The 11,266-nt window shown below is 49.6% G+C and carries 8 protein-coding genes; 4 read left to right on the top strand and 4 right to left on the bottom strand.

Annotated features, from left to right (window positions below):
- Positions 1–4: 4 nt before the first annotated feature.
- Positions 5–586, top strand: a complete 582-nt coding sequence (locus ACKFKH_RS05520; protein WP_446857243.1) for a YkgJ family cysteine cluster protein — start codon at positions 5–7, stop codon at positions 584–586.
- A 300-nt stretch (positions 587–886) separates the two neighbouring features.
- Here the strand turns inward: ACKFKH_RS05520 and ACKFKH_RS05515 are convergent, their stop codons facing one another.
- A complete protein-coding gene (locus ACKFKH_RS05515) occupies positions 887–3,103 on the bottom strand; it encodes an FdhF/YdeP family oxidoreductase (RefSeq protein ID WP_446857242.1) in 2,217 nt (738 codons plus the stop codon).
- Between the two features lie 808 nt (positions 3,104–3,911).
- Here ACKFKH_RS05515 and ACKFKH_RS05510 point away from each other — a divergent pair.
- Together ACKFKH_RS05510 and ACKFKH_RS05505 are read left to right on the top strand one after the other, a co-directional pair.
- Positions 3,912–4,415 (top strand): L,D-transpeptidase, encoded by a 504-nt coding sequence (locus tag ACKFKH_RS05510; protein WP_446857241.1) that lies wholly within the window; start codon positions 3,912–3,914, stop codon positions 4,413–4,415.
- Between the two features lie 184 nt (positions 4,416–4,599).
- Positions 4,600–5,337 carry a hypothetical protein gene (locus ACKFKH_RS05505; RefSeq protein ID WP_446857240.1) on the top strand — a complete coding sequence of 246 codons (738 nt, stop codon included), beginning with the start codon at positions 4,600–4,602 and terminating at the stop codon, positions 5,335–5,337.
- Between the two features lie 100 nt (positions 5,338–5,437).
- On the opposite strand, the gene ACKFKH_RS05500 is transcribed toward ACKFKH_RS05505, so the two are convergent.
- From ACKFKH_RS05500 to secD, 3 genes are read right to left on the bottom strand one after another with little or no spacing between them, the layout of a single operon-like run.
- A complete protein-coding gene (locus tag ACKFKH_RS05500) occupies positions 5,438–5,851 on the bottom strand; it encodes a hypothetical protein (RefSeq protein ID WP_446857239.1) in 414 nt (137 codons plus the stop codon).
- An 11-nt stretch (positions 5,852–5,862) separates the two neighbouring features.
- Positions 5,863–6,822 (bottom strand): protein translocase subunit SecF, encoded by a 960-nt coding sequence (gene secF / locus ACKFKH_RS05495; RefSeq protein ID WP_446857238.1) that lies wholly within the window; start codon positions 6,820–6,822, stop codon positions 5,863–5,865.
- Positions 6,819–8,234 carry a protein translocase subunit SecD gene (secD, locus tag ACKFKH_RS05490; RefSeq protein ID WP_446857237.1) on the bottom strand — a complete coding sequence of 472 codons (1,416 nt, stop codon included), beginning with the start codon at positions 8,232–8,234 and terminating at the stop codon, positions 6,819–6,821. The genes secF and secD overlap by 4 nt, the downstream gene beginning before the upstream one ends.
- A 380-nt stretch (positions 8,235–8,614) precedes the next feature.
- On the opposite strand from secD, the gene ACKFKH_RS05485 reads away from it, so the two are divergent.
- Positions 8,615–11,224 carry a dynamin family protein gene (locus tag ACKFKH_RS05485; RefSeq protein ID WP_446857236.1) on the top strand — a complete coding sequence of 870 codons (2,610 nt, stop codon included), beginning with the start codon at positions 8,615–8,617 and terminating at the stop codon, positions 11,222–11,224.
- Positions 11,225–11,266: the final 42 nt, after the last annotated feature.

Raw genomic sequence — 11,266 nt, 5'->3', positions numbered from 1 at the left:
CCCTATGAACCAGACTTCTAACCAGGTTATGGCTCTGTTTGAGCAAATTGACCAACAGACCGAAGAATTTCGGCAAGCGACTGGGTTATCTTGCTCGTCTGACTGTGGTCGCTGTTGTGATCGTCCCAGCGTTGAAGCAACTGTATTGGATGTGTTGCCATTAGCGATCGCGCTCTTTCAACAAGGCAAAGCAGAAGAGATTCTCGATCAGTTAGAAACCGATTCACCCCAGCGCTGCATTTTTTATCAACCTGACCCTACAAATTCTCAAAAAGGACGGTGTGGAGTCTATCTCTGGCGGCCGTCCCTCTGTCGTTTGTTTGGCTACGCAGCCGTCAGAGACAAACACGGCCAACCCCAACTCGCCGCCTGCACAGAACTCAAAGCCACCCGATCGCTCACCCTCACCCACATTCAACAACAGCTTACCCAAGGATTGTCTGCCCCCAGTTTTGTCGAGTTTGCGACGCGAATGGAAAGTATTGATCCCGCGATCGGTTCCCAACGGTTTCCTATCAATCAGGCCATTCGATTAGCTCTGCAAAAGGTAGGCTTAAGCGCCCAGTTTTCAGACCTCGAAGATTAAATGTTGGAGCATGACAAGAGACTTTAGACATGAAACTTTGAATATTAAACATTGAACTAAAAACCGTATGCGAAAGTCCCCCAGAATTGGGCTACCGTGTACACACAAGTCCGGAATCGCTTCGTTTCGATCGGCTTCAGTCCCCTAAATCCCTCATTCTGGGGGACTTTGACAAAGGAAAGATTTCCAAAGTTCAAAGCCATGACGACAGCTCAAAGTCCCTCACTTGTGGGGGATTTAGGGGGCTTCCCAAGGTTGGTAACTTCTTTGCTAGAAATCTCCTTAGTCCTTAGTCTTTAGTCAATAAATAACAACAGGAACTCGCTTAAAAGCAGGCGTACCCGATCGCTCATCTACGCTCGCCTTAAAAATCACATTGACTTCGGGGTAAAACATTAGCGCGGCTCCTGGGCGGACGGTGCCATAAATGATCTCGACGTTCTCTAGTTTGCCAGCATCGCCTTGTACGGTGACTCGTTGATGTTCGGTAAATCCTGCGCTTTCGGCATCCGATCGATTCATCAAAATGCAGTTGCGGTGGGGCATCGCGCGATATTTGTCGCCCGGTTTGTAGACGACGGTATTGTGCTGTGAATAGCTGCGTCCGGTGGTCAACGCCAACACGAGACTGCGAATCGCATCAGAAATGCCAAACTCTTGAGCCGTCGGTAATGTCAGATGCGGCAGGGGCGTAACAAACATCTTGGCTTTGCCCGAAGGCGTGGCAAATTTGGGCGTGTTAAAAATGCGTCCCTGAATGGTGAATTCTTGTTGAGTGCTGTCGATCGTCGCCATCGCTTTAAAGCCAGGAATCGTCTGGGCAATCAATTGACGAACGTATTTTGTGTCTTGCAGTTTGCGCCAGTCGATCGGCGTGTCGCCATGAATCCGATGAGCAATTTCGGTCAACAATTCCACTTCTGAAATCAGATCGGCCTGTTTAAGATGGCTTTCTCCTTCATCGTTGAGCCGCACGAAATTGTTGCCTGATTCTGCTGTCGTCTTATGGGGATTTTCAAAGCGGGCAAAGACCGGAAGGATCAGCGTGTTTTTCTTGGCCAGTCCGTGGAAGTGTCCCAGGTTGGGCTTGGTTGCCACATAGAAAATGGTCTCGATGTTCGACAAAGCGCGTTTTGCCTGGGTGAGGTCGGGATTTGCGGCGTAGAGATTGCCTCCCAGACAGAGCAGCGTATCGACTTTTTCAGAATCGGCAGCGTCGATCAAGGCGCGAGTGTCATATCCTTGAACCCGACTGAGTGAGGTTCCTAGCAGTTTTTCTAAGGCTTCCTGAATTTCTTTTTTGAGGTGAATCGTCACGCCCATCGACCCAAAGCCTTGCACGTTGGAGTGACCCCGAATTGGCATCGTTCCGGCCCCTTCTTTGCCTGCATTTCCACTCAATAGGGCCGTATTGGCAATGCTGTAAATGTTGTCCACGCCGTTTTTTTGCTGCGTCGCGCCCATCGCCCAGGCAAAGACGACTCCTTTTGCAGCGCCAATGATCGAGGCAGCGGCCACAATTTCAGCTTGAGAAACGCCACAGGTCTTAACGATCGTTTCCCAGTCGATCGCTTGTGCGTAGGCCACCACTTCTTGCCAACCGTCGGTATAGGATTCTAAATACTCCGATTGAATTAAACCTTGCTCAATCAACGATTTTTGAATGCCAGTAAATAAAGCAACATCACTCCCAGGAATCGGTTGAAGATAGAGCGAAGAGATGTCTGAACCTCGAATCAAAGACTTAATCGGAAAGGCAGGAGACGCAAATTTCACCAATCCCACTTCAACGATCGGATTGACGACAATCACTTTACCGCCTCGATCGCGCAGTTTGATCAATTCATTCATCAGTCTAGGATGGTTGGCTGGCGCATTCGACCCAATCAGCACCACACAATCTGCTTGTTTGAGACTGTCTAGACTCACCATCGACGTACCCGATCCAAACATTTGCTTGAGTCCGGTCGTAGAAGCCGCATGACACAGATCAGAACAGTCCGCCAGATTGTTTGACCCCAGTGCCCGGATCATCAATTGCAGCAAAAAAGCCGCCTCATTCGACGATCGCCCCGAACTGTAAGAAGCCACTCGCTCTGGAGCCTTGCCAAAAGCCGCTTCTGCAATCTCATACACCTCATCCCAACTCAGCCGCTCATACTGGGAACTGCCCTCTCTAAGGATGAGCGGCACGCTCAACCGACCCAGATTGTTTGCCTGCTCAGAAGTCAGTTGTTGAAGGTCTTGGATCGAGCGATCGTAAAAGTGGGCCGCAGGTTGAAGCTCAGACGCGATCGCTTCGACACTTTTGGCGCACCGCTGCAACACTTCTCCATCCTCATTGACAAATCCGCCTTTTTGTCCGCCTGTGCCCCACGCGCAAGAGAGACAGGCACTTTTGTGGAGGAGTGTTTTCCAAATTTTGGCACCATCAGGCGACAGCGTATGTTCTGCCCAATATTGAATCACAGGCATCCCGCCGCCAACTTGGGGAGTTTTGTGAGCGTGTTCGTCCATGTGTTGATTCCTACCCTACAAATTGAATCTAACGTGAATTTAATGAATCTCTCCACTCCAGTTACAGAGTTAGCTTGACTTCTAAATTCCCTCTTCACACAAGGCTTTGAACCAAAAATTTTTGTCTGAAAGTCCTCTAGAATTGAAAGCTTGGGGGCAGAAGGTGCAGTCAACGAAGCAAAAAACTAGATTTCTTCGAGTTACCCGCCAGAAGTAGAATCTATGCTGAACTTAATAGGAGCGATCGCAAACTTAAGGAGATTTTCAAATAAGAATATACCTACGTTACCCCACCGCCTACGGCTCCTCCCCTTAGCAAGCTGCCGTGTACATACAAGTCGATTGATCTGTCATTGCTGAGAGCCTTCGCCCCCTAAATCCCCCAAAAATGGGGGACTTTGAGCCGTCGTCATGGCTTTGAACTTTGGAAATCTTTCCTTGGTCAAAGTCCCCCAGACTGGGGGATTTAGGGGGCTGAAGCCGACTGAAACGAAGCGACAATGACTTGTGTGTACACGGTAGCCTTAGTAAGGTGAGGCTGGGAGGGGTCAGAGAGATCAATTTGGGTAAAAGTATTCCTGGAAATCTCCTAAGAAACAAAGATTGTTTAAGATAACCTGCTACAAAATTAAATTCATCAAAAGTTACGAACATCTCGATCGACCTACGTCGAAAGTTAGATAGATACTGACAGCCCAAAACTTGGTACTCTCACACTAGAGACAGATGACCTGATAGCTGAGAAACTGTTTCTCTCTTGTTTGTAGTTTTGTTTCCAAAGTCGATGATGAATCAATCTGTGAGGATCGTGAGCCTGTTACTAGCGATTTCTGCCTGGGTCAGCCCCTCGGCAACCGTTGCAACAACGCCCCTTCCCAAAGCGATCACGACTCCCGATTCTCTGGATCGATCCATTACTCAGCCTGTACGATTAGAAATTCGTCTCAGTAAGCGTCAGGTGACGGTCTTTCGAGGAGACAACAAAGTTAAAACCTATCCGATCGCCGTGGGTCGTCCCGGTTGGGAAACGCCGACAGGCACCTTCAAAGTCAGAGAAATGGTTAAAAATCCCGCTTGGATACATCCGTTTAAGGGCTTTGTGATTCCGGGAGGCGACCCTGAAAATCCGTTGGGACGGCGCTGGATTGGCTTTTGGACAGACGGCAAAAATTGGATCGGCTTTCACGGCACGCCCACGCCTCAATCAGTTGGAAAAGCCACCTCCCACGGCTGCGTACGGATGCACAACAAAGATGTCGAAGAACTTTTTCAAAAAGTCAGTCTGGGGACAGTTGTTGAGGTGATCAAGTGAGCCGATACCAAAGGCGTTACGAAATAAAATCCAACTAATGACAGATCAACTAAACTTCACATCTCCTTAAACTTCTGACGGTGGCGATGATCCTGATCACAGAGGGTCAGGTGTCGTGGCAAGCGATCGCACTTTTAGAAGCCCGATCGTCTGCACAGAAATCATCAGATGTAAGGAGATACTCATGAACGGAACTCAGAAAGGTATTCTTGTCAAATTGGCTGGCTCGATCGGCGTAGTCGGAGCTAGCTTGATGGCGCTTCCTTCTTTCGCAGCCTCCCCGCTCAACCCCAATCCCAAAATCTTTAGCGAAGCCCCCTACAATCGTCTGGCTCAAGCGACTCCCAGCATGATGACCCCGGCGACCGAGAGTGTGACGACCGAAACGACCATTCGCTCCTCATCTCCCTCGTTGGCCAAAGTCAACCCCAACCCCAGCATCTTTAACGAAGCTCCCTACAATCGTCTGCTGTCTCAATCGACGGGGGGAGCTAACGATCGTCCTGCTGCTCCGGCCGCCGAACCTTCTAACGTTGGCCCGACCATTCAGCAGTCACCGGGCAGTTCTCCGACCACTCCTGGCACCACTGAAACCACTCCTGGCAGCACAACGCCTGGTTCTTCTGGAGATGTCACCGTTCCGACTAGCCCCAGCGAATCGACGACTCCCAGTTCTCCAGGCACCACAACCCCTGAGTCAACCACTACACCCAGTTCTCCAGGCACCACAACGCCCGAATCGACTACACCCAGCTCTCCAGGTACCACAACCCCTGAGTCAACCACCACACCCAGTTCCCCAGGTACCACAACCCCTGAGTCAACCACCACTCCAGACTCGACGACACCGAGCGAAGACTCTACCACTCCTTCTGGAGACTCCAGTGGCGGACAGTCGGGCGGCGTTCGAGCGCTCTGGTAACGGGGAGGACGCTGGACTGAAGACTTTGGACTTGAAACTTTGGACTTGAGACACAGGGTTTAGGTTTTCTTGTCCAAAGTCCCTCGTCCGCTCACCTGTATCATTGGCGGGGATAAACCCACTTCCATAGAGGATGGCTTTTACCCTGCTGATGAATTTTGAGGACTTGTTTTTCTAGCCGCTGACGTTCGAGGAGGGGTAGCCCAAATAGAATGTTGCGGCTTTGCCATATCAAGGTAGACAGCGTGACCCCAATGCAGAGCGCCAATCCCACCGAGGCAAGCAGATGGTAACCCAGACCCAACCGCAGCGCCGCCCAGGTGAAATATTGCCGCAAAATCGCAAACACGTCTCGCAACTCCCACAGGCTGAGAAGCCCGATCGTTGCCCACAGTCCCAAAGCCAGCAGCCACCTCGTCAAAACCGTCAACTCATGGAGCTTCTGAACCGCAGCCTCAAAGCCAGGATCGCGGGATAGCTCAATCTCTGAAACCGACTGATCTGGCTGATCCATATCTGTAATGACTAAGCCTCAGTAGCATCAGGCGTGGTGGTCGGAGCGATCGCTTTCCCCGTTTTTTCTCTCCAAAAGGCAAGCAGCGTGCTGGCAATAAAGATACTCGAATAGGCACCCATGACAAAGCCGATGATCAAAGCCAGGGCGAAGTTTTTCAGCGTTTCTCCGCCAAAGAAGAAGATGGCAAACAGCGTCAACAGCGTGGTCATGGTGGTGTTGATTGACCGTCCCAAGGTTTGATTGACGGCTTCATCGACAATATCGTTAATGTGACGACCCGGATTGAGGGCGATCGTTTCTCTCACCCGGTCATAAATCACAACGGTATCGTTGACGGAGAACCCGACGATCGTCAGCAGGGCGACAATAAACAAACTATCGACTTCAGTACCGCTGACCAATCCCAAAATGGCGAAGATGCCAACGGTAATCAGCACATCGTGTAAGAGCGCGACGATCGCAAACACGGCATAATCTGGCTGAAATCGAACGCTGAGATAAAGGGCAATGCCTGCAAAGGAGACAATCAGCGCCAACAAGCCTGACTCAAAAAGCTGTTTCCCCAGGGTCGGGCCGACGCTATCGATCTGAGTCGTTTTGGGGTTGAAGGCTCCGATCTTTTCGGTGAGGGCTTGTTGAAGTTTGGTGCGCTGATCGACGTTGAGATTGGCAGTCCGAATGGAGATGATTCGCTGCTCTGGGCCAACGGCTTGAATGCTGCTACCTCCCAGTCCTTGATCGTCTAAAACGCCTCGCACGGCATCGAGGTCGATCGGTTTACCGCAATTGTCAGGTTGGGTGCAGTCGAGTTCTAATTGGAGGCGCGTTCCTCCGACAAAATCCAAACTTGGGCGCAGCGGAGTGCCAATCTGATTCCAGGAAATGGCCATCGCGATCAGACCCGCCAAAATAATCGCTAGAGAAAGCGTCCACCAGATTCCTCGTTGACGGATGACTTGAAGTTTCATGAGGCTGCCTCCGCCGAGGGTTTGTTGGTTGTGGGTAAGTTGGGGCAAAACAATTCTGGTTTGCGGAGTCCTTGGATGCCCAGCACAAAGAGAAGCAGGGTGCGGCTACAGGTCAGGGCGGTAAACATACTCACCATCACGCCCAACGCCAGCGTCAGGGCAAATCCTCTCACCAGTCCGGCACCCAGCCAAAAGAGCGCTCCGCAGGCGATCAGAGTTGTGACATTACTATCGAGAATGCTGGAAAAGGCGCGGAAAAAGCCCGCTTCGACCGATCGATACAAGGTCTTTCCGGCGCGCAGTTCTTCACGAGTCCGCTCAAAGATCAGCACGTTTGCATCGACTGCCATCCCAATACTGAGAATGAATCCGGCGATTCCTGGTAGGGTCAGCGTCACACCCAGCAGATTGAAAGCCGCAAAGGTGAGGAGGGAATAGATGATGAGCGCGATCGAGGCAATGGCTCCCGGCAGACGATAATACACCACCATAAAGACGAGGACGAGGAACAATCCACCAATCCCAGCGTAAATGCTGCTCTGAATGCTGTCTCTCCCCAGGGTTGCGCCAATGGTGCGATTCTCGACGATTTCGACGGGTAGAGGGAGTGATCCGCCACGTAGCTGAACGGCTAAATCTTGGGCTTCTTGAGCCGTAAATCGTCCGGTAATCGTTGCACCGCCGCCTGTGATGCCTGTTTGAGCGAATTCTACGCCGACGTTGGGAGCGCTAATCAGTCCGTTGTCGAGGAAGATTCCTAAGCTGCGTCCGGTGCCTGCCAGATTTTTGGTCAACTGGGCAAATTTCTGACCGCCATCATCGTCAAATCGCAGGCCGACGCTCCAGGTATTCGAGTTGGGCGTAGTTTCGGGGTAGGCATCTTTGAGGTTTTTACCCACGAGGGCAGGTGGCTCAAACAGTCCCAAAATGGCTTGGTCGCTTTGTTTGATTTTTGCCTGATTGTCGTCGATCGCTTTCTGGTCGCCCGATTTTCTCAGTTCTGTTTGTTTGGCAAGCAGTTCTTGGCGCAGTTGTTGTTCGATCGGCAGTCTGGCCTCAGTACCTTTTTTCTGTTCTCGAAAGTCGAGTTGAGCGGTGCCGCCGAGGACTCGTTCTGCCTGTTGAGGATCGCTCACGCCGGGGAGTTGGACGAGAATCTGATCTTCGCCCACCGTTTGCACCACGGGTTCTGAAACGCCCAATCCATTGATCCGTCCCTCAATCACTCGCTGGACGGCTTCCAATTCGCGAGAGGTGACTTTTTTAATTTCTTCGGATGGCTTAACCTGAATCGTAAGCTGTGAGCCGCCCTGCAAGTCTAACCCCAACTGCACGGGCACTTTGACGATGACAAAAATCGCGGCAATCACCAGAGCCAAAATCACCAAAAGTAATGAACGCTGCCTTCCCATACCCAAACCTGCTATGACAAACGCTATGATAGCGCGTTAGAGTTTTGAGTTATGAGTTTTGAGGGTTGAGTTAGTGCAGAAGGGGGCTGACCATTTGCCTCAAAACTTTAGAGAAGCTGGTCTGTACAACGTGAATTCGATGAAATTCTTCGCTGTGGTTACAAATCCGGGCAGCCCCCTAAATCCCCCACCTGTGAGGGACTTTGAACGAGAAATCTTGTCCGGAAGTCCCCAGATTTGGGGGGGTTGGGGGCAGAAGCGTTAAATGCCGATGCGAAAAAACTCTATCGAATTCACGTTGTACAAGGTGCTGTTTTGCACTGTTACAACCTCCGAGGCAGTGGGCACATTGAGCCTGAAGAATTACAAGACACAGATTTATGGCTGCCACTTCTATCTCCTCAGCTAACCGATCAGAAGCGACAGATATACTCAATCAGCTTTTAGAGGAGCGACTCCAGGAAAACGAGATTGAGAACCAGTTGATCTTTTTGGCAGCGTTAGCTGGAGTTTTGGTAGGTGTGACCTTTGCCGACACTCAAGTTACTGACGAGGAACAACAGCGCCTGAAGCAAATTGTGGCTGAATTTATTCCAGCCAAGAGCATTCTGCGATCCACAGTTGTGCAGATGTTTCAGAAAGTTCGCCAAGGTAGATGGTATGCCAGACTCAATGAGCTTAAGAAGCTGTTGCGCTGCCTTTCCGAATCAGAATGCTTACTATTGCTTGCTTTTGGCTATGAATTGGCGATCGCAGATGGAAATATTGATCCGAGGGAAAGGCAATATTTGAACCGAATTGCCGATCACACCAGCCTCAAAAGTGGTTTGTCAAAAGCATTGGAGTTGTCCTTCACAGAGACTGTGATCGAGGAGACTGAAGAGGTTAAAGAGGTTCGCTACTGGCTTGATCCAGCTAGATTTCAGGCATTAGATCCCGTGTTCTCTGCTGCTGCCTCTCGAATCTTGTTACGCTTTCCCCGGACAAGTAGGCCTCAAGCTACCAGACTATCAAAAGGGGTAAGTTATGAGACGTTGGCAACCTTTCAACTTGAGCATCAAAGACTTGAGCAAATTTGCGGAGAAGCATCTAAGATCATCCAAAGCGATCGCAATCAAGCAATTCTCCCTCAAATAGAAGCAGCCCTCGCCAAAATTTCTAAAAGAATTCGATCTCAGACGTTTCGGATTGCAGTGGTTGGAGAATTCAGTCAAGGAAAATCAACGCTGCTCAATGCGTTACTTGGAGAAGAAATCCAACCTGTACGAGCGATTCCCTGTAGTGGTGTGATTACGGTACTGCGATACGGAGAATCTAGACGAGTGCTTTGCCGCTATAAGGATGGACGTGAAGAAGAAATTCCATTTGAGGAATACCAGGAAAAATCAGCAATTTCAGAAGAGGCGGCTTTATGTAATCGCAATGATGAATTGTTGAGGTCAGGTCTGGAGGAAATTATCTTGGAGCATCCGGGTCTAGAACTCTGTCGGTATGGAGTAGAAATTATTGATTCACCAGGGCTGAATGAACATCCTGAGCGCGAAAATATTACCCGAAAGCTGCTGAAAGATCTGGATGCGGCGATTTTCTTGGTGAATGCTTCTCGCCCACTCACAATGGGAGAACGAGAACTTCTACAAAGTATGAAAGCTCAACTCAATGGTGGGAAACCTGATCAGCCTGCAAAGAACTTATTTGTTCTTGTGAACTTCATGGATCTACTCCGACGGGAGAAAGACCGCCAGCAAGTGCAGCAGCTAGTTGGGAATTTTGTTTATGGTGAAGCTGCCATTCTGGAGCGCAAAAACCGTCTTCACTTCATCTCGGCTCAAGCAGCGATCGATGCCATTCTTGATGGTGAAGAGAATGAGTATCTCGACAGTTTTCGTAACTTTTCCCAGGCTTTAGAAGAGTTTTTGATTGCTGAACGAGGAGCGCTAAAGGTAGATCTCGCCACCCAACAAGTTCACTCTGTTCTAGAAGAATCCATCATTACTTTGCAGCAGATGGAGGCGAGTTTGGACAGCGACGTTACTTTCTCTGAATCTGAAAAACAAGTTGTTGTATCGAGTCTTAGAAAAATCTACGACGGATCAATTCGACTTCAAGCTTTGATTAAGCAAGAGCAGGAACAGTGCATTTTTGCAATCCCAACGCTCTGGGAAGACGGCATACTTCGCGTTAAATACCGAGTCACTGAAAGTAGCAAAAACTGGACTTCTGAGCAGAGTGAGAACGAGAAGATTGCACAAGACTTTTCTAATTTTTTCCTTAGAGATGTAACGTCTGAGCTAGAGTTTCTTCTGTGCAACATTCAAGAGAGCCACATTAAACCACATATCGAGAAGTTGACTAGTGAGATTTACCAGGAGATCGAAGCAGTTCAAGTCAGTCTATTGGCTCTCGATATAAGATTCGGATTGCAATTAAACCGCCAGCATGAACTTTCCCTCTCCCGTCTGGACAATTCTCTAACCATCGACATCTCTAAAACAGCAAAAGATGAAGCGCAGGATGCAAGCCTCGGTGGTGGTGTGTTGGGGATTGGGATTGGCGCTGTAGTTGCGGCTGCAACGGTTGGCGTTCTACTTGCGCCTGCTGTATTGGTGGGAGCAACAGTTGGCGGCATACTTGGCTGGCTTTCCAAACCTGATCCTGCTGCTCTAAGAAACCAAGCGTTACAGGCTGGTTTTCAAAAGCTCGAACAAGTCGAGAAAGAGATTGGAAAGCAGATTCTCGCTGATGCTTCTTCAAGTTTTATTATTCTGCGCGATGATGTAAAAAGAGCATTTCAGTCTCCAACTTCTGCACTTGCTAACCTTTTAGCGCAGAGGGAACAGTCGTTGCAAACATCCCTGGAAGATCGTGAGATTGAAAAAGTTTCGATTCAGCAAGACATTACTCAACTCAGTGAAGTTTCAGGGCGACTTATCCTAAGCAAAAATCAGAACAACGATGCGGAACGTCACACCCCATTCGAGAATGAATGAAGCGCTGTCAGTTTTACGGCACTTTAGAGTTTTGAGGGCTGA

Source organism: Phormidesmis sp. 146-20, assembly GCF_052939475.1.
This window is presented reverse-complemented; position numbering and strand designations above follow the sequence as displayed.

Coding starts and splice junctions, on each gene's coding strand:
- ACKFKH_RS05520 (WP_446857243.1), top strand. CDS start 5: ATGAACCAGACTTCTAACCAGGTTATGGCTCTGTTTGAGCAAATTGAC.
- ACKFKH_RS05515 (WP_446857242.1), bottom strand. CDS start 3,103: ATGGACGAACACGCTCACAAAACTCCCCAAGTTGGCGGCGGGATGCCT.
- ACKFKH_RS05505 (WP_446857240.1), top strand. CDS start 4,600: ATGAACGGAACTCAGAAAGGTATTCTTGTCAAATTGGCTGGCTCGATC.
- ACKFKH_RS05500 (WP_446857239.1), bottom strand. CDS start 5,851: ATGGATCAGCCAGATCAGTCGGTTTCAGAGATTGAGCTATCCCGCGAT.
- secF (WP_446857238.1), bottom strand. CDS start 6,822: ATGAAACTTCAAGTCATCCGTCAACGAGGAATCTGGTGGACGCTTTCT.
- secD (WP_446857237.1), bottom strand. CDS start 8,234: ATGGGAAGGCAGCGTTCATTACTTTTGGTGATTTTGGCTCTGGTGATT.
- ACKFKH_RS05485 (WP_446857236.1), top strand. CDS start 8,615: ATGGCTGCCACTTCTATCTCCTCAGCTAACCGATCAGAAGCGACAGAT.